This is a genomic window from Arthrobacter sp. 05T423 (assembly GCF_056396245.1).
Genome location: NZ_JBFTLC010000013.1, coordinates 87,538 through 112,404 on the forward strand (window position 1 = coordinate 87,538; position 24,867 = coordinate 112,404).

General features: G+C 66.0%; 26 protein-coding genes, 2 tRNA genes, 1 other RNA gene and 1 pseudogene. 14 read left to right on the top strand and 16 right to left on the bottom strand.

Annotated features, from left to right (window positions below; genetic code table 11):
• Window positions 1–13: 13 nt before the first annotated feature.
• A complete protein-coding gene (locus tag AC1DFE_RS11900) occupies window positions 14–574 on the bottom strand; it encodes a DUF6993 domain-containing protein (protein WP_476906105.1) in 561 nt (186 codons plus the stop codon).
• Window positions 575–635: 61 nt separating this feature from the next.
• Window positions 636–1,202, bottom strand: a complete 567-nt coding sequence (locus AC1DFE_RS11905; protein ID WP_476906075.1) for a single-stranded DNA-binding protein — start codon at window positions 1,200–1,202, stop codon at window positions 636–638.
• Between the two features lie 207 nt (window positions 1,203–1,409).
• On the opposite strand from AC1DFE_RS11905, the gene AC1DFE_RS11910 reads away from it, so the two are divergent.
• Together AC1DFE_RS11910 and AC1DFE_RS11915 are read left to right on the top strand one after the other, a co-directional pair.
• Window positions 1,410–1,482, top strand: a tRNA-Arg gene (locus AC1DFE_RS11910).
• 207 nt (window positions 1,483–1,689) lie between these two features.
• Window positions 1,690–2,169, top strand: a complete 480-nt coding sequence (locus tag AC1DFE_RS11915) for a LapA family protein (RefSeq protein WP_476906076.1) — start codon at window positions 1,690–1,692, stop codon at window positions 2,167–2,169.
• Between the two features lie 30 nt (window positions 2,170–2,199).
• On the opposite strand, the gene AC1DFE_RS11920 is transcribed toward AC1DFE_RS11915, so the two are convergent.
• The 4 genes from AC1DFE_RS11920 to AC1DFE_RS11935 are packed head-to-tail and all read right to left on the bottom strand — an operon-like array spanning window position 2,200 to window position 5,926.
• Entirely contained in the window at window positions 2,200–2,631 is a 432-nt protein-coding gene (locus AC1DFE_RS11920; RefSeq protein WP_476906077.1) for an SRPBCC family protein, read from the bottom strand.
• Between the two features lie 57 nt (window positions 2,632–2,688).
• On the bottom strand, window positions 2,689–3,546 hold the full coding sequence (locus AC1DFE_RS11925; protein WP_476906078.1) for a sugar phosphate isomerase/epimerase family protein: 858 nt from the start codon (window positions 3,544–3,546) through the stop codon (window positions 2,689–2,691).
• On the bottom strand, window positions 3,543–4,757 hold the full coding sequence (locus tag AC1DFE_RS11930; protein ID WP_476906079.1) for a dihydrodipicolinate synthase family protein: 1,215 nt from the start codon (window positions 4,755–4,757) through the stop codon (window positions 3,543–3,545). Before AC1DFE_RS11930 ends, AC1DFE_RS11925 begins: the two co-directional genes overlap by 4 nt.
• Window positions 4,757–5,926: a Gfo/Idh/MocA family protein gene (locus AC1DFE_RS11935; RefSeq protein WP_476906080.1), complete on the bottom strand. Its 1,170-nt coding sequence runs from the start codon at window positions 5,924–5,926 to the stop codon at window positions 4,757–4,759. Before AC1DFE_RS11935 ends, AC1DFE_RS11930 begins: the two co-directional genes overlap by 1 nt.
• Window positions 5,927–6,103: 177 nt before the next feature.
• Between AC1DFE_RS11935 and AC1DFE_RS11940 the strand changes: the two genes are divergently transcribed.
• The 3 genes from AC1DFE_RS11940 to AC1DFE_RS11950 are packed head-to-tail and all read left to right on the top strand — an operon-like array spanning window position 6,104 to window position 8,598.
• On the top strand, window positions 6,104–7,192 hold the full coding sequence (locus AC1DFE_RS11940; protein ID WP_476906081.1) for a LacI family DNA-binding transcriptional regulator: 1,089 nt from the start codon (window positions 6,104–6,106) through the stop codon (window positions 7,190–7,192).
• Window positions 7,193–7,231: 39 nt separating this feature from the next.
• Window positions 7,232–7,861 carry a GNAT family N-acetyltransferase gene (locus tag AC1DFE_RS11945; RefSeq protein ID WP_476906082.1) on the top strand — a complete coding sequence of 210 codons (630 nt, stop codon included), beginning with the start codon at window positions 7,232–7,234 and terminating at the stop codon, window positions 7,859–7,861.
• Window positions 7,862–7,911: 50 nt separating this feature from the next.
• Window positions 7,912–8,598 (top strand): DNA alkylation repair protein, encoded by a 687-nt coding sequence (locus AC1DFE_RS11950; protein WP_476906083.1) that lies wholly within the window; start codon window positions 7,912–7,914, stop codon window positions 8,596–8,598.
• Here AC1DFE_RS11950 and mptB read toward each other — a convergent pair.
• Window positions 8,591–10,147 carry a polyprenol phosphomannose-dependent alpha 1,6 mannosyltransferase MptB gene (gene mptB / locus AC1DFE_RS11955; protein WP_476906084.1) on the bottom strand — a complete coding sequence of 519 codons (1,557 nt, stop codon included), beginning with the start codon at window positions 10,145–10,147 and terminating at the stop codon, window positions 8,591–8,593. The two genes, AC1DFE_RS11950 and mptB, sit on opposite strands and share 8 nt — an antisense overlap.
• A gap of 248 nt (window positions 10,148–10,395) precedes the next feature.
• On the opposite strand from mptB, the gene orn reads away from it, so the two are divergent.
• The 3 genes from orn to def all read left to right on the top strand — a co-directional run bounded on the left by orn (window position 10,396) and on the right by def (window position 11,927).
• Window positions 10,396–11,025: an oligoribonuclease gene (gene orn, locus AC1DFE_RS11960; RefSeq protein WP_476906106.1), complete on the top strand. Its 630-nt coding sequence runs from the start codon at window positions 10,396–10,398 to the stop codon at window positions 11,023–11,025.
• Window positions 11,026–11,155: 130 nt separating this feature from the next.
• Window positions 11,156–11,228, top strand: a tRNA-His gene (locus AC1DFE_RS11965).
• Window positions 11,229–11,354: 126 nt separating this feature from the next.
• The gene (gene def / locus AC1DFE_RS11970; RefSeq protein WP_476906085.1) at window positions 11,355–11,927 is read left to right on the top strand and encodes a peptide deformylase; all 573 of its coding nucleotides are present in this window, start codon (window positions 11,355–11,357) and stop codon (window positions 11,925–11,927) included.
• A gap of 26 nt (window positions 11,928–11,953) precedes the next feature.
• Here the strand turns inward: def and AC1DFE_RS11975 are convergent, their stop codons facing one another.
• From AC1DFE_RS11975 to rnpB, 4 genes are all read right to left on the bottom strand, one after another.
• Complete coding sequence (locus AC1DFE_RS11975; RefSeq protein WP_476906086.1) at window positions 11,954–12,751, bottom strand: HNH endonuclease family protein; 798 nt, start codon at window positions 12,749–12,751, stop codon at window positions 11,954–11,956.
• A 149-nt stretch (window positions 12,752–12,900) separates the two neighbouring features.
• The gene (locus AC1DFE_RS11980) at window positions 12,901–13,110 is read right to left on the bottom strand and encodes a hypothetical protein (protein ID WP_476906087.1); all 210 of its coding nucleotides are present in this window, start codon (window positions 13,108–13,110) and stop codon (window positions 12,901–12,903) included.
• A gap of 115 nt (window positions 13,111–13,225) precedes the next feature.
• Window positions 13,226–14,719, bottom strand: a complete 1,494-nt coding sequence (locus tag AC1DFE_RS11985; RefSeq protein ID WP_476906088.1) for a glyceraldehyde-3-phosphate dehydrogenase — start codon at window positions 14,717–14,719, stop codon at window positions 13,226–13,228.
• 284 nt (window positions 14,720–15,003) lie between these two features.
• Window positions 15,004–15,395, bottom strand: an RNA gene (gene rnpB, locus AC1DFE_RS11990) — RNase P RNA component class A.
• Window positions 15,396–15,465: 70 nt separating this feature from the next.
• On the opposite strand from rnpB, the gene AC1DFE_RS11995 reads away from it, so the two are divergent.
• Both AC1DFE_RS11995 and AC1DFE_RS12000 read left to right on the top strand, forming a co-directional pair.
• Entirely contained in the window at window positions 15,466–16,386 is a 921-nt protein-coding gene (locus tag AC1DFE_RS11995) for an alpha/beta hydrolase (protein WP_476906089.1), read from the top strand.
• Window positions 16,387–16,455: 69 nt separating this feature from the next.
• Window positions 16,456–17,220 (top strand): YaaA family protein, encoded by a 765-nt coding sequence (locus AC1DFE_RS12000; RefSeq protein ID WP_476906090.1) that lies wholly within the window; start codon window positions 16,456–16,458, stop codon window positions 17,218–17,220.
• A gap of 18 nt (window positions 17,221–17,238) precedes the next feature.
• Here the strand turns inward: AC1DFE_RS12000 and AC1DFE_RS12005 are convergent, their stop codons facing one another.
• Both AC1DFE_RS12005 and AC1DFE_RS12010 read right to left on the bottom strand, forming a co-directional pair.
• Window positions 17,239–17,976: a zinc ribbon domain-containing protein gene (locus AC1DFE_RS12005; protein WP_476906091.1), complete on the bottom strand. Its 738-nt coding sequence runs from the start codon at window positions 17,974–17,976 to the stop codon at window positions 17,239–17,241.
• 123 nt (window positions 17,977–18,099) lie between these two features.
• A complete protein-coding gene (locus AC1DFE_RS12010) occupies window positions 18,100–19,002 on the bottom strand; it encodes a Nif3-like dinuclear metal center hexameric protein (protein WP_476906107.1) in 903 nt (300 codons plus the stop codon).
• Between the two features lie 115 nt (window positions 19,003–19,117).
• Between AC1DFE_RS12010 and msrA the strand changes: the two genes are divergently transcribed.
• From msrA to epsC, 3 genes are all read left to right on the top strand, one after another.
• Window positions 19,118–19,642, top strand: a complete 525-nt coding sequence (gene msrA / locus AC1DFE_RS12015; protein WP_476906108.1) for a peptide-methionine (S)-S-oxide reductase MsrA — start codon at window positions 19,118–19,120, stop codon at window positions 19,640–19,642.
• Between the two features lie 67 nt (window positions 19,643–19,709).
• Window positions 19,710–20,645 carry a cysteine synthase A gene (gene cysK / locus AC1DFE_RS12020; protein ID WP_476906092.1) on the top strand — a complete coding sequence of 312 codons (936 nt, stop codon included), beginning with the start codon at window positions 19,710–19,712 and terminating at the stop codon, window positions 20,643–20,645.
• A 41-nt stretch (window positions 20,646–20,686) separates the two neighbouring features.
• On the top strand, window positions 20,687–21,271 hold the full coding sequence (epsC, locus tag AC1DFE_RS12025; RefSeq protein ID WP_476906093.1) for a serine O-acetyltransferase EpsC: 585 nt from the start codon (window positions 20,687–20,689) through the stop codon (window positions 21,269–21,271).
• A 61-nt stretch (window positions 21,272–21,332) separates the two neighbouring features.
• Here epsC and AC1DFE_RS12030 read toward each other — a convergent pair whose 3' ends face one another.
• Window positions 21,333–22,166: an oxidoreductase gene (locus tag AC1DFE_RS12030; RefSeq protein ID WP_476906094.1), complete on the bottom strand. Its 834-nt coding sequence runs from the start codon at window positions 22,164–22,166 to the stop codon at window positions 21,333–21,335.
• A 117-nt stretch (window positions 22,167–22,283) separates the two neighbouring features.
• Complete coding sequence (gene gndA / locus AC1DFE_RS12035; protein WP_476906095.1) at window positions 22,284–23,720, bottom strand: NADP-dependent phosphogluconate dehydrogenase; 1,437 nt, start codon at window positions 23,718–23,720, stop codon at window positions 22,284–22,286.
• 243 nt (window positions 23,721–23,963) lie between these two features.
• Between gndA and AC1DFE_RS12040 the strand changes: the two genes are divergently transcribed.
• Window positions 23,964–24,704, top strand: coding sequence for a FadR/GntR family transcriptional regulator (locus AC1DFE_RS12040; protein ID WP_476906096.1), 741 nt, complete (start codon window positions 23,964–23,966; stop codon window positions 24,702–24,704).
• A gap of 50 nt (window positions 24,705–24,754) precedes the next feature.
• Here the strand turns inward: AC1DFE_RS12040 and AC1DFE_RS12045 are convergent.
• Window positions 24,755–24,867: pseudogene (locus tag AC1DFE_RS12045) on the bottom strand (L-idonate 5-dehydrogenase); the annotation flags it as partial.

Genomic DNA, 24,867 nt, shown 5'->3' on the forward strand with positions numbered 1-24,867 from the left:
TCTCACATTCGCGTCAGGCCGGAGCGCCCACGAAGCACTTCCCGTTCGATAGCACCGGCAGCACAGCCACGGTCACCTTTCCTTCGCGAATCTGGCCGATCACACATTCTTTGCCCTGGACTGCCGCGGCTTCCATGGAATCCACGTCGAGTCCGGTGGGTGTCCTCCCCGCGGATACCTCGAGGTTCCGCGCCGGAACACCTGCCGCCGTGAGTGCCGCTGTGATGTCCGCCGAAGCAGGTTTGGAGTTGGCTGCGACAACGCTTCCGAGGACATCGGTCATGGTCCGCTGCAGCGCTGCCGTAGTCGCCGCAGCGGCGGGGGCGCCGGTAGCAGGGGCATTGGTCGCCGGCGAAGTCGACGACGGCTTTGCCAGCGCTGACGCTCCCGTTGCTGCCTGGGCGGCCGCCGGCTGACTCACCGTCGCCTGATCTCCTGACCCCGTGCACGCGGCGAGCGCGGACAGCAATACCACCGCCAGTGCAAGCCGGCCGGTAACTCGCGTGGTGTTTCCCCAGGCGCCAGTGGCGTTGCCGCGGAGTGCATGGTTCCGCTGAAGTGTCGTCGCTCGCATCACGCTGCCATTCTGCCATGCGGCACCGCCAGGGGGTGCGGTGCCGCACGGCACCCGGCGTTCAGGCAGCGGCTCCGGTGAGTTCGCCCGTTTCGGGATCGAGCTGCAGTTCGTCGCCGGTGTCGTCGAGGAAGATGCCTGCCGCGGCCGCGTCCCCATCGGAGTCGTCATCTTCCTCCCGGTCCTCGTCGGCCCCATCCTCGCCCGCGCCTGAGGGGCCGGAAGTGCTTCGCTCACCGTTCGCGGGGCCGAAGTCAGTGGCCTGTGGGTTGCCGGAGTTGCGGATGAAGTTGGCGGTCCCCCACTTGAGGTCGTGGCCCACCGCGTCGGCGTCGATCTCGGCGTCGTGGTAGATCCGGCCGTCCTTCTCCCAGCTGCGCATTTTCAACTTGCCCATGATGATGACGCGCTGGCCCTTCTTGATGCTGCAGCCCATGTTTCCGGCCAGCTGACGGTATCCCTGCACGGTGAACCAGTTAATGTTGCCGTCCACCCAGGCGTTGGCGGTGCGGTCGTACCGCCGTTCAGCGGAACCGAGGCGGAACGAGGCGGTGGGAACGCCCCCGGGAGTGGTGGAGCTGCGGATCTCCGTGGCAACGAAGCCGCGGACAGTAATGGTGTCGGTCATCTTGGTGTCCTGTCTCGAATGGTCGTGCCCTAGCAGGCATTCCAAGCATCAACCGGCAGCAGGGGGACAGCGAGGGCCGATGTTCCGTATGTGGAAAACCGGAGCGCGCGGCCTGTGACGGGAGAGTGAAACAGCCGGCGCCTGACGCTGGCGGCGCGCAACTCAATGTAGACTTTTTACGCGCCAGCAATGTGTCGGCCAGCCATTGCCCCAGTAGCTCAGGGGATAGAGCAGCGGCCTTCTAATCCGCCGGTCGGGGGTTCGATTCCCTCCTGGGGCGCGTTGTGATGAGTCGGGACATCCGTGACGGGTGCGCCGGGCATCGGTGACACCCCGGTCTTCGGACCGGGGTGTTTTTCTTTGCCCAGTGAAAATATGCAAAGCATGCTTACTAATATGCCCGAACTGTGCCTATGATCGGACTGGGCGCCGGCGTCATGTACAGGCCGGTCCAACCTGCACCTACCGTCGAGGAAGGAACACCCGCATGCAGCAGAGCCAGCCGGGCGGATACCCCACCGATCCGGAAACGCCAGGGCCCGCGGGCCCGGCGGCCGCCCAGCCGGGCGCCGCGGCGCCCAGTGAACCAACCCCGACGGTCGCGGCCACGAATACCGGCGCGGCAGGGCGCCATCCCGGCACGGCCGCCATCCCAGGCTACGACGGAACAACGTCACCGCAGCCGGGCATGCCCGAGCCCGAACGGCGCGTGACCCGCGCCGGGATGATCTGGGCGGCGGTGGCCTCGGCCCTGGTGGTACTGGTGCTCCTGATCATCTTCATCCTGCAGAACCAGGAACTCGTCCAGGTGAAGTTCCTGGGCCTGGAAGGGGCGGTGTCGCTCGGGATGTCCCTCTTCATTGCGGCAGTGGGCGGTGGTGTCCTCGTGGCCATGGCCGGCGCAGCCCGGATCATCCAGCTTCGCGCTGCTGCCCACCGGCGCCGGGTGTCCACCCGAAAGCGGTAAAGCCGAACGCGGTCAGGGCCGCGGCACCAGTTACCCCGCCAGGTACTCCTTGAGGTTTCCAAGCACCATGCCCCATAGTTTTTCCGACTCCGCGGCTTCGCCATCACTTTTGTTGTTGCCCTGAATGATGGTGACGCGGGTGCCCGCCGCCACGGGCTCCAGCCCGTAGTCAACGGTGTGGTAGTTCTCCGGCTCGTCGGGCAGTCCCGACAAGGGGCTGTAGTGGGTGATGCGCAGTAGCTCGTTGGGCCGGACCTCCAGCACGGTCCCGGTGTCCCGGTACGTCTTGCCCTGCCACTCCCCCTCGAATGTCACGGGTTCGCCCACCCGCCAGGTCGAGGTGACGCGAGTGCCGAGAAAGTATTCCTTGACATCGGCCGGATCCGTCAGCGCCTTCCACACGCGCTCCGGTTGTGCGGGGACAACAATGCTCGCTTCGGCGTCCCTGAATTGTTTGTCCATGGCTTCCCCTCCTGGCGCCACCCTACCCGCGGACGGCCGCCGAGGTAAGGCACAGGCCTAGGCGAAGGGCTGCACCAGTTCCGCGTAGCGGTCCTTCATCCTCGCCAGGACGTCGTCGCCGTCCGCGTCCCAAATATCCTGGTTGAAGATCTCCACTTCGATGTCGCCGGTGTAGCCTGCATCCCGGACCCAGCTGCCGATCGTGGCGAAGTCAATCACACCGTCGCCCATCATGCCGCGGGAAAGCAGCGCGTCCGCGGCGATCGGAAGGTTGAAGTCGCACACCTGGTAGGAGGCGATCCGGTTCTCCCTGCCGGCCCGCTCGATCTGGACTTTGAGTTCCGGATCCCACCAGACATGGAAGGTGTCGACGGCCACCCCCACCGCCCGGGCATCGTACGGAGCCGCCAGGTCCAGCGCCTGCCCCAGAGTCGAGATGAGGGCGCGGTCAGCGGCGTACATCGGGTGCAGGGGTTCCAGCACCAGCCGGACGCCGTGTTCGACGGCGAACGGGACGAGGTCCTCGAGCCGGTCAGCCACGCGCTGGCGGGAAGCCACGACGTCCTTCTCCCCCTGCGCCAGGCCTCCGACCACGAGGAACAGTTCCTGGGTGTCCAGCACCACGGCTTCCAGGATTGCGGCCCTGTTGTCGGCGAGCGCCGCCTCCTGCCCATCTGCGTCCGGAGCCGTGAGGAACCCGCCGCGGCACAACGAGGAAACCCGAAGCCCGGCGTCCTTGATGAGCTTCGCCGCCTTGTCCAGTCCGGCCTCGGCAACGATGTCCCGCCAGGGCCCGATGGCGGGGATGCCGGCGCGCACGCAGCCGTCAACGGCCTCGGCTAGCGTCCATTTCTTAGTGGTGGCGCTGTTGAGGGAAAGCCGCGAAAACGGGGACGGTTCTGAAAAGAGGCTCATACTCCCACTCCGTTGATGCGAAGGAAGTCGGACATGCGGAACGCTGCGAGCGCAGGGTCCTTCAGCAGCCCGGCTTCGTCGGCCAGCTCAAAGGTCTTGGCCAGGTGCACCACTGAACGGCCCGAGTGCAGCCCGCCGACCATCTGAAAGCCCGGCTGCTTGCCGTTCAGCCAGGACAGGAAGGCGATCCCGGTCTTGTAGTAGAACGTGGGGGCGCTGAAGATGTGCTTGCCCAGGTCCCTGGTGGAGTCCAGGATAGCCCGCGCCTTCGCGGCGTCTCCGGCGTCGTAGCTCTGCAGCGCCGCGGACGCGGCCGGATAGATGGCCGCGAAGATGCCCAGCAGGGCATCGGAGTGGAGGGTGCCGTCGCCGTCGATCAGTTCCGGGTAGTTGAAGTCGTCCCCTGTGTAGAGGCGGACGCCCGCGGGAAGCGCGGCCCGCAGGGCGACTTCATGCGAAGCGTCCAGGAGGGAAACTTTGACGCCGTCCACCTTGTCCGCGTACTCGCGGATGAGGGAGAGGAACGTCTCGGTGGCCGCGGAGACGTCGTCGGAGCCCCAGTAGCCGGCCAGCGCGGGGTCGAACATGGTGCCGAGCCAGTGCAGGATGACCGGCTGGCCGGCCTCCTGGAGCAGGGTGGAGTAGACCTTCAGGTAGTCCTCGGGACCGGACGCCGCCTGGGCCAGCGCCCTGGAGGCCATGAGGATCACCTTGGGTCCGGCCTCACTGACGACGGCGGCCTGCTCGCGGTATGCGGACAGGACTGCCTGCAGCCCGGCCTCTCCGGATGGCAGCGTGGCGAGGTCCAGCTGGTCGGTGCCGGCGCCGCAGGCCACGAGGTCGCGGACCGTCATACCGGCGGTGGCCGTCCCGCCGGCGGAGACCACGGAGGCTGCCTCCGCCCCGGTGCGCTTGATCAGCTGCTGCGTGGCGGCCCAGTCCAGGCCCATGCCGCGCTGGGCGGTGTCCATCGCATCGGCAACGCCGAGCCCGTAGGACCACAGCTCGTGCCGGTAGGCCAGGGTGGCCTCCCAGTCCAGCCGGGCCGGTGCACCCGGGGTGTTGTCGGCGGTGACCTCGGGGATGACGTGGGCAGCCGCGTAGGCACGGCGCGATGTCAGCGGCGCTGTCGGCTTGGTCCAGGTGGTGGCGGAGCGGAGCCGGTATTCCCGGGTTCCGCCGTCGGATGTGGGCAGGATCAGTGAAGTCATTAGAGCGTGATCTCCGGGATGTCGATGGTGCGGCGTTCGTCGCTGGACTGCAGGCCGAGTTCGGCGAGCTGCACGCCGCGGGCGGCGGAGAGCAGCCCAAAGCGGTGCTCGCGGCCGGCGACGACGTCACGCAGGAACTCTTCCCACTGCAGCTTGAAGCCGTTGTCCAGTTCGGCATTGGCCGGGACTTCCTGCCACTGGCTGCGGAAGGATTCGGTGACCGGAAGGTCCGGGTTCCAGACCGGCTTCGGGGTGTGGGCCCGCTGCTGCGCGACGCACTTGTTCAGCCCTGCGACGGCGGACCCGTGGGTACCGTCGATCTGGAATTCGACCAGCTCGTCGCGGTAGACCCGGACGGCCCACGAGGAGTTGATCTGGCCGATGACATTGTCCCCGCCGGGGGTAACCAGCTCGAAGATGCCGTATGAGGCGTCGTCGGCCGTTGCCTTGTACTCCTTGCCGGCCTCGTCCCACCGCGTGGGGATGTGGGTGGCGGTCTTGGCGTTGACGCTCCTGACCTTGCCGATGATGCCTTCGAGGACGTAGTTCCAGTGGCAGAACATGTCCGTCGTCATTCCCCCGCCGTCTTCCTTGCGGTAGTTCCACGACGGGCGCTGTGCCGTCTGCACGTCGCCTTCGAAGACCCAGTAGCCGAACTCGCCGCGGAGGGAGAGGATCCGGCCGAAGAACCCTTCGTCCACGAGGCGGCGCAGCTTGACCAGACCGGGGAGGTAGAGCTTGTCGTGCACCACGCCAGCGGTGACCCCGGCGTCCTTGCCGATGCGGGCCAGTTCGATGGCCTCCTCGAGCGTTTCCGCCGTCGGCTTTTCGGTGAAGATGTGTTTGCCGGCCTGCATGGCCTTCTTCAGCGTTGCGGCCCGGAGGCTGGTCATGGAGGCGTCGAAGACGACGTCGACAGTGGGATCGTTGATCACGCCGTCGAGGTCTGTGGTCCACTCCGAAATCTTGTGCAGCTCGGCGAGCTCGCGGATTTTCGCTTCATTGCGGCCGACGAGGATCGGCTCGACCTGGACCCTGGTGCCGTCCTCCAGGGTGAAACCGCCGGCGTCGCGGATCGGAACGATGGAGCGCAGGAGGTGCTGGCGATACCCCATCCGGCCGGTGATGCCGTTCATGGCGATGCGGATCGTCTTTGTTTCGAAGCCCATGAGTCCTCATTCAGTGGTAAGTGGATTGATATCGGGAAAGCGCGTTCCCGCTGCTTCTATAGTGCAGAACGCCGAGCCGATCTGGCAAGCGCTTTCCGAAGATTTCTGCAGCTGCGATAATGTGAGCATCAGCCGAGTTTTCCCGAGGCTGGGGCCGTTGAAAGAGGAGTTGCGCCTGTGGCTGCAAGCACGCTGACCGAAGTAGCCCGCCTGGCCGGAGTCTCCCCTGCCACCGCCAGCCGTGTCCTGAACGGTTCGGCCAGGACACCCGGACCTGACATCGCGGAACGCGTCCGGAAAGCCGCGGACTCCCTGGGCTACATCCCCAACGCCCAGGCGCAGGGCCTCGCGAAATCGAGCTCCGGCCTGATCGGCCTCATCGTGCACGACATTGCGGACCCCTACTTCTCGGCCATCGCCCGCGGTGTCCAGACCGCGGCCCGGCACCAGAACAAAATGGTGCTGCTGGCCACCACCGCGGGCAGCCCCGCTGATGAGCGCGCGGCTGTGGCGGCCTTTGCCGCACGCCGGGCGGATTCGATAGTGATAGCGGGCTCGCGCTCTGCGCGGACGGCCGACAAGCAGGGCAATGCCGAACTGGCCGCGGAGCTTGACCGCTACTGCCGCAACGGCGGGCGGGTGGGTGTAGTGGGCCATGCCGTGGTCGGCGCCGAATCCGACGAGGGCTACCAGGTGGTTGAGGTTCCCAACGAGGAACTCGCCGCCGAACTCGCCCGGTCACTGGCCGCCACACACTCCGGAGCGTTCGTGATCATCGCCGGCCCGGAGGGCCTCCTGACCTCCGACGACCGGGTGCGCGGCTTCCAGCGCGGCCTCACGGACGCAGGGCTGCCGCCGGCAGACGTTCTGCATACCGGATTCGACCGCACGGGCGGATACGACGCCGGCCTGGAGCTCGCCGCCCGCATCGACCCGCACGGCGGAAACGGCGGCGAAGGTCCTGAAGGAGCCGGACGGCCCCGGCTTTGTATCTTCGCCGTCAACGACGTCATGGCGATCGGGGTCACCGCCGCACTGCGCTCCAAAGGCCTGCGCATCCCTCGTGACGCCGCCGTCGCCGGGTTTGACGACATCGAAACGCTGCGCGACTTCCGGCCGGCGCTCTCCACCGTCCGGCTGCCCCTGGAGGAGATCGGCAGGCTGGCAGTTCCCGGCGCCGGTTCCGGCCAGCCGGCAGCCGTCGCGGTCACCGGCGAAGTGACGCTGCGCCGCAGCACCGAGCCGGCCGGCGAAGCCGCTTCGTAGTCCTGCGGCAAGATAGCCCTGCGGCAAGGGAAGGCGGCCATGACAGATTCTTCGCAGGAGGCAGCGGACGGCATCACCACCGCGGCCGCCGAGTGGCCCGCCGTCGAACAGCTGTTCGGTGTCCGGGGCGAACCAGCACGCTGCTGGTGCCGGTTCTTTGCCCTCCCGAGGGCCGATTTTGCGGCCACGCCGACCGGTGACCGCAAGGCCCAGCTGAAGGACAAGTTCGACGGCGGCAGGCCGGCGCCGGGCGTTCTGGCGTACCGCGCCGGTTCCGCCGTCGGCTGGTGCGCCGTGGAGCCGCGCGGGCGCTACCCGCGGATTCTCCGTTCGCAGGTGTTCAGGGCGGCCGGCCGCGCCGTCGCCGACGACGGCGACAGCGACCGGGACGGAGACGGGGAGAGCGTCTGGTCGGTGAGCTGTTTCGTTGTCTCCCCCGGGCACCGGCGCAGCGGCGTGGCCGCTGCCCTGCTGACCGCCGCCGTCGACCACGCACGCGCCAACGGGGCCGCCGTCGTCGAGGGATATCCGGTGGATCCCGCGCAACGGCCGAAGGCCGGGCCGCCGGACCTCTACCAGGGCACGCTCGGGCTGTTCCTGGCCGCCGGGTTTGAGGTCGTGAGTGACGCTGTTCCCGGGCGTGCGGTGGTGCGGCTGCGGGTGCGATAGCAGAAACTCCGCCTCAGGGCGGGGTTAGGATCACCGGCTATCTTGGCAGCATGGCAAACGAAGCGGTGCTGGCGTTGATCCGCTCCGAACTGCAGGCGGCTGCAGACCCCGTCCGCGGCGCCGCGGCGCAGGCGTACATGAAGTCCCCAACGCCATCCCTCGGCGTCCGCGTGCCGGATGTGCGCAAGACAACCAAGGCCGTGGCCGCCGCCCATCCCTTCGAATCCGCCGACGACCTGCGGTCAACGGTGCTTGCCCTCTGGCGTGAAGCCCGTTACCGCGAGGAACGTTACGCGGCGATCGACCTGACCGGACTGCGGAGTGTGGCCGGAGACCCTCTGATGCTCCCGGTGTATGAGGAGATCATCCGAACGGGCTCATCGTGGGACTATGTGGACGGGGTGGCCCACCGGATCGGCGCACTGCTCCAGGCCCGCCGGGAGGAACTTACCTGTGTCCTGCTGCAGTGGCGCGTCGACCAGGACTTCTGGATCCGGCGGGCGTCCATCACGGCCCAGCTGGCAGCAAAGTTCCAGACGGATACCGGGCTGCTCACTGACGTCATCGAGGCGAACATGGCCGACAAGGAATTCTTTATCCGAAAAGCCATTGGGTGGGCGTTGCGTGAGTACGCCAAAACCGACCCTGAATGGGTCCTGGAGTTCGTGACCCGGAACGGCCCGTCCCTCAGCCCGCTCTCGTGCAGGGAAGCCCTCAAAAACCAGCAGGTCAGATGATTGGGCGCGTCGTGACGGGCTGCTCCGCCTTGCTGAACAGCAGCTTGGTGCTGCGGTCGAGGAAGATCAGGTACAGCGCAAACAGCAGGGCGATGATCGCGGCCGCGTTCCGGGCCAGCGCCAGGGCCAGGCCCAGGTCATCGGTCTGCAGGTAGGGGAAGACTTCCAGCTGGTCGGAGATGGCGTAGACCATGAAGAAGGAAACGATGAAGTAGAGGGCCTTGACCTGCCAGTCGTCGCGGATGCCCGTGACGGCGAACAGGGGGATCAGCCACACCACATACCAGGACTGGATCATGGGCGCCAGCACCACAACTGCCGCGAAGGCGAGGGTCAGGCGGCGCATGAGGCGGTCATGGTCCCCCCTGAAAATCTGCCAGGCGACGATGCCCACGGCAAGAAGCTTGCCGGCGTCGTAAACCCATTTGGCGAGCCCCCAGCCGTCCAGGCTGAAGGCGTTGGCGATGGACGCCACCACCAGGCCAAGCAGACCCACGGGGGCGTACCAGATCCAGACGCTGCCGGGCGCCGAGAGACCGTTGATCCAGCCGAATCCGAAACCGTTCACAAGGCTCATCAGGTAGAGCAGGGCAAAGCTGATTCCGGCCGTCAGGCCCCAGAACACAAACTTCCTCGGCCAGCTGGCCCCCTTGCCCGCCCAGAGCAGGCCGATGAACGGAAGGAACACCACGGTGATCGGCTTCACCGCGATGGAGGCAGTCACGAGAATAATGCCGAGGATGACGCGCCGCGTCGCGCAGTAGTAGAGGCCCGCGAGGGCGAGCCCGATCATAAGCGAATCGTTGTGGACGCTGGCGATGAAGTTGGTCAGGAAGAGCGGGTTCGCCGCCGTCAGCCACAGGGCCCGGTGCGGATTGACCCCGTGCAGCTCGGCGAGCTTGGGGACGTAGACGATGCACAGCACCACGCCCACAACGGCGGCGAGACGGAACAGCATGATGCTGGCTTCCGGCTGCACGTTGGTAGACCAGACCACGAACTGCTCGATCCACAAAAACACCTGGCCGTAGGGAACCGGGGCCTCGGTCCACATCTTGTCCGCGCCCAGCTGGAAGTAGTTCGACAGCGCCGAGATCCCGTTCTCGTACGGGTTGAAGCCTTCCACCATCAGCCTGCCCTGGCCAATGTAGGCGTAAACGTCCCGGCTGAACAGCGGTACCGTGAACATCATGGGAAGGCCCCACGCGAGGATCGCCTGTAGCGTGGCCTTGCGGGCCTCCCGGCCCCATACGTGGACGTGCTGGCCAAGCCTGAGCCACGCCCGGACCAGCAGCATTCCGCCCACCGCGAGCAGCACTATGGACAGCCCGACGCCGAACGCCTCGGTGCGCATCCAGATGAACAGCGGCATCCGCCGCAGTTCGGAGACGGGCGCCAGCCAGCCCACGCCAAGCGAGCCGATGAGCAGGAACATGGAACCGATAAAGCCGGAGAGTATCGGCGAACGTGGGTTATCCACTTCCGGCCGGGCCGGGTCCGTGGAAGTGCCGGTGGCCGTTTCCCCTATCGCAGGCACAGGCGCCGTCATCTCAGGATCGTCCAATCTCTTCTGCGCCTATTTTTAGGCATGTTTCTTTGGGCGTGCTGCCCCATGTGCAGCCAAGCTGAGCGGCCAGTCGAATTGAGCGGCGCCGGGCTCGTGGCCGCCGCAATAAGGCGTTGCCACGTACCCGAAATATTAGCATCGGAGCGCCTCTCCAAGGCTTGCGCGCGGCTAAACGGTAGGCTGAACGGGTGCCTATTACTAACGAACGCATCGTCTGGATCGACTGCGAAATGACCGGCCTCGACAGCGTCAACGACGCCCTGATCGAGGTGGCGGCCCTGGTGACCGACTCCGAACTCAACATCCTCGGAGACGGGGTGGACGTGGTGATCAAGCCGGACGACGCCGCCCTCGCGCAGATGAACGACTTCGTCCGGGACATGCACACCCGGTCGGGACTGCTGAACGAGCTTCCGGCGGGGAGGACGATGGCCGAGGCCGAGACCCTCGTACTCGACTACATCCGCAAGTGGGTGCCGGACCCCCGCAAGGCGCCGCTGGCCGGCAACTCTGTTGGGACGGACCGGGTCTTCCTCGCCAGGGATATGCCCTCCGTGGTGGAACATCTGCACTACCGCATCATCGACGTCAGCACCATCAAGGAACTGGCCCGGCGCTGGTATGCGCGTGCCTACTTCCAGGCCCCGGCCAAGCTCGGCGGCCACCGGGCCCTGGGGGATATCAAGGATTCGATAGACGAGCTGCGATATTACCGGGAAGCCGTCTTCGTTTCCGCTCCCGGGCCGGACAGCGCCACGGCCCAGAAGATCTCCCAGCGCATCGCGGCGTCGCCCTCAGCCGTTGAGCAGCGGGCTTCTGAAAGCGTTCCGCCGCCCGCAGCGCAGCAGCCGGGAAAGTAATCTGCGCCACGTTTGAAGGAAATTTTGCCAAAACAGCCAAAAATGGCAAAAGCATCCCCCAACAGCAGGTAAGCTATTTGTCGTTGCCTTTTCGGACGGCCGGGACACCGGATAGTCTGCAGGGCACATGGTGGGCGTAGCTCAGTTGGCAGAGCGCCTGGTTGTGGTCCAGGAGGTCGCGGGTTCAACCCCCGTCGCTCACCCTCACCGAGGACGGCAGTTCATTGCCGGCCAGCAACAAAGGCCGTACCGGTTATCCGGTGCGGCCTTTGTTTGTTTTCCACCCCTGCCGGCTCCTGTCCGGCAAAGCGCCGAAGGAATCCGCTGCCATGACCGTTCTGCCCATCACGATCTGGGGCGAGCCGGTGCTGCACCGCCGGGCTGCTGAAGTGGAGAAGTTCGACGACGGGCTTCGCCAGCTGATTGCCGACATGTTCGAAACCAACGACAAGGCGAACGGCGTTGGGTTGGCCGCGCCCCAGGTCGGCGTCGGCAAGCGGATCTTCGTGTACAAGTACGAGAACGAGGACGGCGCTCCCCCGGCAGGCGCGGTGGTGAACCCCGTACTGACCCTCTCCAAGGTATCCGGCGCGCTGCCCGATCCGGACGAGGAAGTTGAGGGCTGCCTGTCCTTCCCGGGCGAGCAGTATCCACTCAAGCGCGCCGACTGGGTGCGCGTCCAGGGCTTTGACGGGCACGGCGAGCCGGTGGACTTCGAAGCTACGGGCTGGTTTGCCCGGATCATCCAGCACGAGTACGACCACCTGGATGGCAAGCTGTACGTCAACCGCCTCATCGACAGATATTCGCGGAAGGCGATGAAACAAGCCAAGAAGAGCGGCTGGGGTGTCCCGGGCCTGACCTGGATGCCCGGTGTGGATCCTGACCCGTTCGGCCACTGATACCCCCACCTCTTTGACCTCCAGCCTTACCGTGGCACCACGGTCTGCTGTTGGGGGCATGAACCCAGTACGCGGGCCATGGCATCCTTCTCCGGCTGTGTGATCCAGAGTCCATACGCTGCTTTCACCGAGATCTGGCGTGCCACGTAGTGGCATCGGAGAGCCTTGTTCTTCGGCAGCCAGGTGGCGGCATCCGACGCACTTTTCTCCTGGTTGGCGTCACCGTCCGCGGCGATGAGGTTCAGCGGATCGTTGGCCAGGTTCTGCCGCTCCTTCGCTGTCAGCCGCTGGGCCCCCTTTTGCCAGGCGTCGCCCAGCGCCACGACGTGGTCAATCTGCACGTCCTTACTGGAGTCTGCGCCGCGGACGAACCTGACTACCTGCCCTACATACGGTTCCTGCATGCTGCCGGACGCAACCCTGCACTTGGATCCCTTGCTGAACGAAACGTCGCGAAGGTCCCGGCGCAGGATGTCGTTGCGGGTGTCGCAGCCGTTGTGGTCGGCGTCCTGCCACGCTTGGCCGAAAGCTGACCGGTCATAGTGGCTCCCAGACGCCCTGCCCTTCACCGCCAGGGTTTCCAGCGCAGCGGCTGCACCGCCACTGGGCACCGGGTGCGGGGGCGTCACGGGCTTCATCCAGGCAACATCGAACACCGGCGCCTCGCTGGGTCCGGACACGGCAGGCTCCGCGACGATGTACTGGCCTGCAATAAAAAACCATAGGGTGGCAGCCACCAGCGAAGCGGCGACGGCACCGAGCAGCACCCAGGCCTCCCGGGAGCGTCGGCGCGCACGCCGGTAGGTGGCCCAGCTGCTACTCACAGGGCCGCCCGAGGGCACGGTGGCACCCCAAGGGCGATGCTGATTCCGGGCAGGATCTCGGTTCACACCCAGGAGCCTAGGCGAAACCACCCGTGGCTGTGCGGGTATCCACAGTGTTGAGGAGGGGTGTCCTGTGGAGGGCGGGTTGCCTACTGCTCCCGCATGACCCGATGGAGGTCGGTGTTGGCGAGATCAAGGAGGCGCTCCAGCTGGGCCACCCTGTCGTCGCGGATGTCCCCTGCCGCATGTGAAGCGCGAGCCTCGTCCAGAAGTCTTTGGGCTTCTTTCTGGTTGGCCTTTGCAACATCAAGGGCATGTTCCAGGGTTGTCTCATGCTCGATGGTCGGGTTCTGTTCCATGACACAAGTTTGTCCCCGATTACCGGCCGATTCCAGAGAATTGCCCGGGAACTTCCCGTGAATGGGTCAGCCCCGCCGGCACCACTGTGCTGACGGGGCTGACGAAAGGTACCGGTTAGGCGGAGGCTGCCACGGCCAGGAGCGGGGCGGCGTCCTTTTCCGAGTCCTTGACTGGGAAGGCCGGCGGGTTGACCCCGGCCATCTCTTCCATGACACGGACCACCTGGCAGCTGTAGCCAAACTCGTTGTCGTACCAGACGTAGACAACCAGGTTCTTGTCGTTGGCGATGGTGGCGAGGCCGTCCACGATGCCGGCCCGGCGGGAGCCGACGAAGTCGGTGGAGACGACTTCCGGGGAGTCGATGTAGTCGATCTGCTTGCGCAGGTCCGAGTGCAGCGACATCTCACGCAGGTAGTCGTTGACCTCGTCCTTGGTGGTTCCCTTTTCCAGGCTGAGGTTCAGGATGGCCAGGGAAACATCCGGGGTGGGAACCCGGATGGAGCTGCCGGTGAGCTTACCCAGCAGTTCGGGCAGCGCCTTGGCCACGGCCTTGGCGGCGCCCGTCTCGGTGATCACCATGTTCAGCGCGGCTGAGCGTCCGCGGCGGTCGCCCTTGTGGAAGTTGTCGATCAGGTTCTGGTCGTTCGTGAACGAGTGGACCGTTTCGACGTGGCCGTGGATCACGCCGTACTTGTCGTTGAGGGCCTTCAGCACCGGGGTGATGGCGTTGGTGGTGCAGGAGGCTGCCGACACGATCCGGTCCGCCTCGGTGATGGCGCGGTGGTTGATTCCGTGCACGATGTTCTTCAGGTCACCCTTGCCCGGTGCGGTCAGAAGGACACGGGCCACACCCTTGCTCAGCAGGTGCTGGGACAGTCCCTCGGCGTCGCGCCAGCGGCCGGTGTTGTCCACCACCAGGGCATTGTTGATGCCGTAGGACGTGTAGTCGATGGTGGCGGGATTGTCCGAGTAGATGACCTGGATCCGGACGCCGTTGGCCGTGATGGTGTTGGCGTCGGTGTCCACCCGGATGGTTCCTTCGAAGGAACCGTGGACGGAGTCGCGGCGCAGCAGGCTGGCGCGCTTGCTCAGGTCGTTGTCCGAGCCGCGCCGGACCACAATGGCGCGCAGGCGCAGGCCGTGGCCGCCGCCGGCCTTTTCGATGAGAAGGCGTGCCAGGAGCCGGCCGATCCGGCCGAAGCCGTACAGCACGACGTCGGTGCTGGTGCGGTCGTCGCCGCCGCGCTTGCCCACGATCTCGGCAAGTTCGGCGCGGAGGAATTCCTCCAGAGTCAGGTCGCCGCCGTCGGACTTGAACTTCTGGTTCAGCCGGGCGATGTCGATGGCAGCGGCACCCAGGTCCAGCTGTGCCAGCGTGTTCAGCAGCGGCGCGGTCTCCTCCAGGAGCAGCTCGTCCTTGCTCATCCGGCGCGCGAAGCGGTGCGCCTTCAGGATGTTCATGGTGGACTTGTTGATCAGGCTGCGGCCGTGGATGGAGGTAACCACGTTGTTTTCACGGTACAGCCGGCCGATAACCGGGATCATGGCCTCGGCGAGCGCCTCTCGGCTCATCCACGTATCAAGACAAGAATCTGACGTCTGGCTCACAGAACTACCTTCCTTGGTTCAACCGGCTACGTCCTCGTAAACCGGATGGCGGCCACTGGAAGTTATCCAGGGCATGCTGGCACCGGCAGGGTTTCGGTCCACCCCGGATGCCGTTGGACGTGCAAAGAAAAACCGCCGGCTGCGAACGCAGATCCGGCGGAGGAACTTCTACGTTCACTATCCATTCTAGGTGGGCCCCGGGTCCCGAAAGGTCCGGGCGTCCGTGAAATCACTCACACCGGGTGTGATGCCTGTCGCCCGGTCAAGAAAACCCGGTCAAAAAGTGGATGGGTTGACCGATACGCCGGGTTCTGTGCTCCCGGGCCGTTGCCGGCACGGGAGTAGCGGCCATCCATCTACGAACGCCGTTGCCGACGCCCTCCAGCGGCCTACCCGGACACTCGGGCGGGCAGCCCTCAAACGTGTCCTGTCTGGCCTTGCTCCGGGTGGGGTTTACCTAGCCTTCCCGGTCACCCGGGAAGCTGGTGGTCTCTTACACCGCCGTTTCACCCTTACCTGCTTCGTGCCGCTTTCAAATCGGCGCGACGCAGGCGGTCTGTTTTCTGTGGCACTGGCCTGCGGGTTACCCCGAGTGGGCGTTACCCACCACCCTGCCCTGTGGAGCCCGGACGTTCCTCGAGCCACTTGCGTGGCGCGCGGCCGCCTGGTCAACCCATCCGCAGTCCAGTTTACGGGCTTTCCCGCACGCCCGGACACGCGCCGGTTCCGGGGTCTAAGATCGGGAAATGGACGAGTCGTCCTTTCCACGGCGGCGCATGCTGCAACTGGCAGCCGTCGCTGCCGGGTTGACCGCAGCCGCGGCATCCGCCTGCACGGCGACGCCTCCCCCGGTTCCCGGCCCCACAGCGACCAGCCCCGTGCCCGACTCGGCGGGAACGACGACGGCGGCCATCCCGCCGGCTCCCCCGTCTACAGTGTCGCCTTCCACAGTGTCGACCCGGACAGGCGCATTTGTTTCCCGCTTCCGCCTGGCTGTCACCACGCATTGGTCACTGGCGGTGCCGCTTCCGGAGCACGCAAACCAGTTGCTGCCGGTGGCGATCTTCCTGCACGGGCTGGGCGGCAGCAGCGAGATGCTGTTGCGCGACCTTGAGGCTGACCGGGCGATACAGCGCCACTTGGACGACGGCGGGCCGCCCTTTGCAGTTGCCGCGGTGGACGGCGGCGACTCCTGGTGGCATGCCCGCGCCGACGGCAGCGACACGCAGTCGATGCTGGTGCAGGAGTTCCTTCCGTTCCTGGGCGATCAGGGGCTCGACCTCGGAAGGGTTGGCATCTTCGGCACGTCGATGGGAGGGTTCGGTGCGCTGCTCCTGGCGTCGCGGGGCAGGGTGTCCGGACTTCGCGCCGTTGCGGCCATGAGCCCGGCCATCTGGCCCAGCTACGGGGAGGGGATGTACGGCGCCTTCGACGGCCCGGCCGACTTCGCGGCGAATAACGTTTTCGCGCTCCGGCCGAGGCTTGCAGCGATTCCCAAAAGGATCGACTGCGGCAGTGAGGATGAACTGGCCCCCGTGGTGCGCCAGTACCGTGCGGGACTTCCCGGCCGGGTGGAGGGAGGCTTTCAGCCCGGCGGCCACGACGCCTTGTACTGGCGGTCAGTCCTGCCGGACGTGCTGGACTTCCTGGGCCGTTCCCTCGACTGAACGAATGCACCGCGACTGCATCCGAGTACGTCAACTGGTTCGCCCGCACCTGGCCGGTAAGATCGTACGGTGCTGATTCTGCTCCCCCCGTCCGAGGGCAAGACTCCGCCCGTCCGCGGTGACGCCATGGACTGGGCCTCGTTGAGTTTCCCTGTGCTGAACTCCTACCGGGCCAAGGTGCTCGACGCCCTGGGGACAGTCAGTGCACACCAGGACGCCCTCGCCCTGCTGGGCGTCGGAGCTTCCCTGAAGGACGACGTCGAACGCAACACCCGGCTCCACGCCGAACCGGCGGCGCCGGCTCACCAGGTGTATTCGGGCGTCCTGTACGACGCCCTCGGCTACAGGTCGATGACGCCGGCGCAGCGGCGGCGGGCTGATGAATCGGTGCTGGTCATCTCCGCGTTGTGGGGCGCCATCCGGTTCGCCGACTCCGTGCCCGCCTACCGGCTATCCATGTCAACGGCACTGCCCGACGTCGGACGCCTTGCCTCATTCTGGAAACCGCAGCTGACCGACGCCCTCGGCGAAACTGCCGCCGGCCAGCTTCTGGTCGATTGCCGGTCCAGCACCTACGCTGCCGCCTGGACTCCGCCGCCGGCAGACACCGTGACGGTCAATGTGTTCACGGAAGTGAACGGCGAGCGGAAGGTGGTCAGCCACTTCGCCAAGCACACGCGGGGCGAACTTGCCCGGCACCTGCTGACGCGGCGGGGAAAGGCCCCGCAGACCCCGGAGCAGGTGCAGAAAGCCGCGGCCGAAAAGTGGCAGGCCGAACTCATTCCGGGCACGGCGCGCAAGGCCCACGCCCTGAACGTCATCCTGCCGGGGTAGACCTGCGCTGATTCAGGGTCAGACCCACTCGGCGGAGCGCACCAGGATGCAGCCGGAGTCAGGGCAGAACACGATGTCGTCCTCGGATGCAGCCTTGATCTCCGCCAGGTCACCGGGGCTCAACTGCATGCCGGAACCTTCGGACGTGCCGTGGAAGAGCCGCGCCGCACCCACTCCGCGCCGGGCCAGCGTCTTCTCGTAGACGGCAAGCATCCCGGCGTCCAGCCCCGCTGCAAAGGCCGCCCGTCTGCCGGCCACTTCGGTCTCCTCGGCGGCGACCTCGGCCAGAGCAGCGTCGAGCTCGGCCCGGATCCCGCCGAACGAGCCCTGAATGTCGTCCACAATGCTCTGCTGCGCCGCCTGCCGCGCACGCAGTCCGTCCAGCCGCTCCATGACCTCCAGTTCAACATCCTCCAGGTCTGACCGGCGCTTGTTAAGCGAGGCAATGTCCTTCTGCAGGGCGACGAGGTCCTTGGACAGGCCGGTGCCGCTGTTGAGCCTGGCCTCGTCCCGTTCGATCCGGGTAGCCACCTGCTCCACATCTGCCTCGGCCCGCTTCAGTTCCGCTTCGGCGTCATGGACCGCGAGTTTCGCGGCGCCCAGTTCCCCGTTGGCAACGCTGAGTGCCGCTTCAAGATCGGTGATCCGGGGATCGGTCTCAAGGCTGCGGCGGCGGTTCGACAGTGACTTCAGCCGGGCGTCCAGGCCCTGTAGCTCGAGCAACTTTAATTGTTCCGCCGGTGCTGCCTTGGCCACGTTTACCTCCGCTTGATCCCATCCGGCCCCTGGCCGGCACCCCTGTGGGGTTTTCTAGACTCTAGCGCCTAACGCGCTCCCCAGCCTCGCTACGCTCACCCGGGGGCCCCTCGCGCGCCAGGCTTAGCCGGGAGTCAGTATGAAGTCCCACGGATCGCTGTTGGTGGTGCTGACCCGTATTTCGACGTCGAGGCCCTGGTCTCCGAGCACGTTGCCCAGCGCCTCGGCGGCAGCCGGGAGCCACAGCCATTCGCTGGCGAAGTGCGAAACATCGATCAGGTACGGGCGGTCATTGACGGCAGCTTCCCTGGCCTCCGACGCCGGATGGTGGCGGAGGTCCGCGGTGACGTACAGGTCGGCGTTGCTGGCCCGGACCTCGCCAAAGAGGGAGTCCCCGGCCCCGCCGCACACGGCGACCCTTTGCACCAGCCCGTCCTTGTCCCCGGACACCCGCACGCCGCCCGCCACCGCGGGAAGGATGCCGAAAACCCGGGCGGCGAAGTCGCCCAGGGTCATCGACTCGCTGAGGTCCCCAACCCGCCCAATGCCTTCCTCGGGCAGGCCGTCCGCTGCAGGGGTCAGCGGAGACACGTTCTCCAGGCCAAGGGCGTCGGCCAGGACGTCGGAAACGCCCCCCACCGCTGAGTCGCCGTTGGTGTGGACCGTCAGGAGCGCCGTACCGGATTCGATCAGGCGGTGCACTGCCCGGCCTTTGGGGGTGTTGGCGGCAACCGAGGTGACGCCCTTGAGGAGCAGCGGGTGATGGGTGATGAGCAGCTCCGCGCCCCATTCGATGGCCTCGTCGATAACCTCAATGGTGGGATCCACGGCGAACATGACGCGCGTGACTTCAGCGGACGGATGGCCGGCCACGAGGCCCACCTCGTCCCATGACTCTGCCAGCGACTCCGGCCAGAGCTCCTCCACGGCCAGCATGAGCTGCCCCAGCGTTGCGGCGGCGGGCGACTCCGCGGCATCGGGAGCTTTTTCCGGTTCCGCTGCAACGTCGCTGTTCACAGGTTCCATACTCATATTTTTACCCTACAGTCGTCTCTGGCCACTGCCCGGCATATGAGCCTAGGGTTGGCTGGGGGAATCATTGGCGTGCCTGGATCATTAAAGAAGCATGAGTAAAGAGGACATGAAGACTTTTGTGCTTGGCGGGGGTTGCTTCTGGTGCCTGGACGCCGTCTACCAGAAAACGAAGGGCGTCACATCGGTGGTTTCGGGGTACACCGGCGGCCATGATCGCGACCCGGACTACTACTCCGTCTGCTCCGGCACCACGGGTCACGCGGAGGTGGTGGCTGTGACGTTCGATGAGGGTGTCATCCCGGCCGAGGTCATCCTGGACATGTTCTTCGCCCTGCACGACCCCACCACACTCAACCGCCAGGGGTACGACGTCGGCACGCAGTACCGGTCGTCAATGTTCTATGAGACCACCGAGGAGAAGATCCTCTTCGAGGAGGCGATCGAACGGAACCAGGCATTGTGGTCGCGGCCGATTGTGACCGAGGTCAGCCGACTCCCCGCGTTCTACCCGGCGGAGAACATCCACCAGAACTACTACGCCAAGTTCCCGGAGCAGGGCTACTGCCAGGTCATTATTAACCCGAAGCTGGCCAAGGCACGGAAATATTACTCTGCGTGGCTTAATGCTTAGCGGGGGCGCTGACCCCATCGTTAGGCTGACCAAAGTATTCCCTCCTGAGAGATAGGCGCAAGTACACATGGCACGGATCTACGACGATGTAACACAGCTGGTGGGCGGCACCCCGCTGGTCAGGCTCAACCGGCTGACGGAAGGCCTGGACGCCACCGTTGCGGTCAAGCTCGAGTTCTACAACCCGGCCAACAGCGTCAAGGACCGTATCGGCGTCGCCATCATCGACGCCGCGGAGAAGTCCGGCGCGCTCAAGCCCGGCGGAACCATCGTCGAAGGCACCTCCGGCAACACCGGCATCGCCCTGGCCATGGTGGGCGCAGCCCGCGGCTACAAGGTCATCCTGACCATGCCGGAAACCATGTCGACCGAGCGCCGCGTCATGCTCCGCGCCTTCGGTGCCGAGATCGTGCTGACCCCGGGTTCGGAAGGCATGCGCGGTGCTGTGGAAAAGGCACAGGAAATCGTGGCCAACACGGAGAACTCCATCTGGGCCCAGCAGTTCGCCAACGAGGCCAACCCGCAGATCCACCGTGAAACCACGGCCGAGGAAATCTGGACCGACACCGACGGCAAGGTGGACATCTTTGTCTCCGGCATCGGCACCGGCGGGACCATTACGGGCGTCGGGCAGGTCCTGAAGGAGCGAAAGCCGGGCGTCCAGATCGTTGCCGTCGAGCCCAAGGACTCCGCCATCCTCAACGGCGGCGCCCCCGGCCCGCACAAGATCCAGGGCCTGGGCGCCAACTTCATCCCGGAACTCCTGGACACCAGCGTCTACGACGAGGTCCTGGACGCCACCCTGGAGGACTCCGTGGCCGTTGCCCGCGAGCTCGGCATCAAGGAAGGCATCCTGGGCGGCATCTCCTCCGGCGCCATCGTTTGGGGTGCCCTCGAACTGGCCAAGCGCCCGGAAAACGCCGGCAAGCTGATTGTGGCGGTCGTCTGCGACTTCGGCGAGCGTTACATCTCCACCGTGCTCTATGACGACATCCGCGGCTAGACCTTAGCCACCCGCTTTCCGTTTCCTGTAGAAAGAACTTTGTGGGTTTCTTCGCAAGACTTAAGGAAGACCTCGACGCCGCCCGGTCCCACGACCCGGCGGCTCGAGGTTCTTTCGAGAACTTTTTCGCGTACTCCGGGCTTCACGCCATTTGGGCGCACCGTCTGACGCACAAGCTGTGGCAGGACCCGTCCACGCGGTTCCCCGCCCGGCTCATTTCGCAGCTGACACGCTTCCTGACGGGCATCGAGATCCATCCGGGTGCCACGATCGGACGCCGCTTTTTCATTGACCACGGCATGGGCGTGGTCATCGGTGAAACGGCCGAGATCGGCGAGGACGTCATGATCTATCATGGCGTCACCCTCGGTGGCCGTTCCCTCGCGAAGGTCAAGCGGCACCCCACCATCGGGGACCGCGTGACCATCGGCGCCGGGGCCAAAGTCCTGGGACCGATCACCATCGGGCACGACAGCGCCGTGGGGGCGAACGCCGTCGTGGTCAAGGACGCCCCGCCCGAGTCCATTATCACTGGCATCCCTGCGAGCTGGCGGCACCGCGACGCCCTGCGGGAAACCAAGCCCGCCGTGGACCCGGCCGAGTATTACATCGAATACCGGATCTGATCCCTTATTTTGGCCGGCTGTGCCCTGTGGGCAGGCTTGTTGAGCTGCGGCGCCGGCCGCATCAGCGGGCAATGCGTTTCAGCACCGCTGTCACCGCCAGATCGTAGACCCGGTCGGGCAGGAGCCGCCGCAAGGCCGTAATGGCGGCGGCGCCCCTGCCCACCGGGTAGCGGGTCCGCGGACGTGCGGCGGTGGCTGCCTGCAGTACCGCCCCGGCGACGACGTCCGGTTGGGTGGACGTTGCTGGCCTCTCGGTGGACGCCAGCACGGCGGACATCTCCCTGGCCTGGTCCGCGTACGGCCCCTCGCCTGAACTGGCCAGCAGCCCCGCGGCGGCGATCCGGCCCCACTCGGTGACGGTGCTCGCGGGTTCGATGATGGACACGCCGATCCCGTGCGGCTTCAGTTCCAGCCGCAGCGAATCACTGAGCCCTTCCACAGCGAACTTAGTGGCGTGGTACCACGCGCCAAGCGGCTCATAAAACTTCCCTCCGATGGACGAAATGTTGATGATCCTGCCCCGCCCGGCAGTACGCATCGAGGGCAGGACCAGCTGCGTCATCCGCGCCAGCCCAAAGACATTCACGTCGAACTGCCGGCGTCCCTCCGCCAGCTCCATCTCCTCCAGCGCGCCGAAGGAGCCGAAACCGGCGTTGTTGACCAGGACATCGATCCGGCCCTGCTCCCGCATGACAGTGGCCACCACGCCCTGCATGGACCTGTCATCCGTGACATCCAGCGGCAGGACCGTGACCCCGTGCGCCTTGAGCGGCTCCATCCTGTCCACCCGCCTTGCCCCGGCGTACACAGTGAATCCGTTGGCGCTGAGCAGCTTGGCCGATTCGAATCCGATGCCGGTGGAGGCTCCGGTGACAATCGCTACGTGCTGGGACACTCGGCACTCCTAGGGGCGGATCGTCGTCGAGACATGGCCGGAGCCGGACGCACGAACGGCCGGCACCTCCCAGACTATCCGGGAGGGCCGGCCGTTCCTGCGTTTCACCGGGTGTGACTAGTGGGTGTCCACTGCCTCGACCTCGGACTTGTCTTCGCCCCACAGCGTGTGGAACGTTCCCTCGGCGTCGACACGGCCGTACGTGTGTGCACCGAACAGGTCGCGCTGGCCCTGGATGACCGCCGCAGCGAGGCGCTTGCGGCGCAGGCCGTCGTAGTAGGCGAGCGATGAGGAGAATACGGGTACCGGAATGCCGAGCTGCACGGCGGTGGCAACCACGCGGCGCCAGGCCGGGAGCGCTTCCGCGATGGCCTTGGTGAAGGCCGGGGCGAACAGCAGGTTGGCCGGCTTCTGGTCCGCGGCGTAAGCCTTGGTGATTTCCTTGAGCAGCTCGGCACGGATGATGCAGCCGCCGCGCCACAGCGAGGCGATCTGGTCCAGCTTGAGGTCCCAGCCGTATTCCTTGGCGGAGGACGTCAGCATGTCCAGGCCCTGGGCGTAGGAGATCAGCTTGGAAGCATACAGCGCCTGGCGGACGTCTTCGACGAAGTTTTCGGGGATTTCGACTGCGATTTCCTCGCCGGCCAGCAGTTCCTGGCCGAGTTTTCGCTGCTCCGCCTGGGAGGAAAGGGCCCGGGCGAAAACCGACTCGGCGATGCCAGAAACCGGGGAGCCCAGTTCGAGCGCGGAGATGACGGTCCAGCGGCCGGTGCCCTTCTGGCCGGCGGCGTCCACGACGACGTCGACGAACGGCTTGCCGGTCTTGGCGTCCACGTGACCGAGAACCTCGGCCGAGATTTCGATCAGGAAGGAAGCGAGCTCGCCCTTGTTCCATTCGGCGAAGATCCTGGACTGTTCGGCAGGCTCGATGCCGGCGCCGGAGCGCAGCAGGTCGAACGCTTCGCCGATGACCTGCATGTCGGCATATTCGATGCCGTTGTGGACCATCTTGACGAAGTGGCCGGCGCCGTCGGTACCGATCCAGGCACAGCACGGCTGGCCGTCAACCTTGGCGGAGATCTTCTCCAACAGCGGGCCCAGGGCGTCGTAGGACTCCTTGGAGCCGCCGGGCATGATGGACGGGCCGTTGAGGGCGCCTTCCTCACCGCCGGAAACGCCTACGCCCACGAAGTGCAGGTCCTTCTCGGCCAGCGCGGCTTCCCGGCGGCGGGTGTCCTCGTAGTGCGAGTTGCCGGCGTCGATCACGATGTCGCCCGGTTCCAGCAGCGGAACGAGCTGGTCGATGACCGCGTCGACCGGCTTGCCGGCCTTGACCATGATGAGCACGCGGCGCGGCTTCTCCAGGGAGTCCACCAGCTCCTGCAGCGTTTCGGTGCGCACGAAGTCGCCGTCCGTGCCGTGCTTTTCGAGGAGGGCGTCGGTCTTTTCGACCGAGCGGTTGTGCAGGGCAACGGTGAACCCGTTGCGGGCCAGGTTGCGGGCCAGGTTGGCGCCCATCACCGCAAGGCCGGTGACACCGATGTGTGCTGACATCAAAAACTCCAATTCAGTGTGTGCAACGTGTTGTGCATTGCGTCCCGCACGTCCTGCGGAACGAACTTTAGAAAAGTAGGCTGTGAATAAAGCATATATATTCGCGGTCGAGGGCGAAAGCGGGTGACCACTCCTTGGACGCAAACCGCGCCCTCTAGAGTCTAGGCCGCGCCACTCCGGCGACGTCCAGACTCCCCCGGCTGCAGGGCACCAAAGCCTCCACGCCGGATTATGCTTACCACTATGTCAACCAGCCTCCACCACCGTGCCGTCGAGCACCTGGGTACCAGAATCGTCGACGGCAGCCTCCCGCCAGGGCATGTGATGCTGGCGGAGCAGCTGGAGGACGAACTGCAGGTATCCCGGTCTGTCATCCGCGAAGCGGTCCGGGTGCTGCAGTCCCTGGGCCTCGTGGAGACCACCAAGCGCGTGGGAATCAAGGTCCTGCCCGCGCACCGCTGGAATCCGTTCGACCCGCTCGTGATCAGGTGGCGGTTGGCGGGGGAAGGCCGCGGTGCCCAGCTGCGCTCCCTCGCGGAGCTGCGCTCCGCCGTCGAACCCGTGGCCGCAGAACTGGCGGCGGTCAACGCACCGCAGGAACTCCGGCAGGAACTGCTCGACGTGGCCCTGGCCATGCGCGACGCCGGCAAAGCCGGCGACGTCCCCCGCTTCCTGGAGCTGGACATCCAGTTCCACTCCCTGCTGCTCAGCGGCTCCGGCAACGAGATGTTTGCCAACCTCGTGGGCCAGGTGGCCGAAACCCTGACCGGCCGCACGGTGCACGGCCTCATGCCTGACCGCCCCCGGGACCTCACGCTGCAGTGGCACCTCGATGTGGCCGAAGCCATCTTTGGAGGCCACGCATCGGAGGCCCGCGAGGCGTCGAGCAGGATCATGCGCCGCACCATCTCGGAAATGGAGCCCGTCTGGGTGGAGCAGCCGAGGGTTTTCGTTCCGCTGCAGCCGCGGACGCAGTCCGCCTAGCCCCCTGGTTGGTTCCGCCTGCTGATCCGGCCTGAAAGCTGTGGCTGGCTTTAGCCGGCGAAGTTGAGGAGGACTTTGCCGGATTGGGCGGAGTTGCGGGCGATGTCGAAGGCTTCGAGGGCGTCGGTGACGGGGTAGTCGTGCGTGATGACCGGGTCGATGG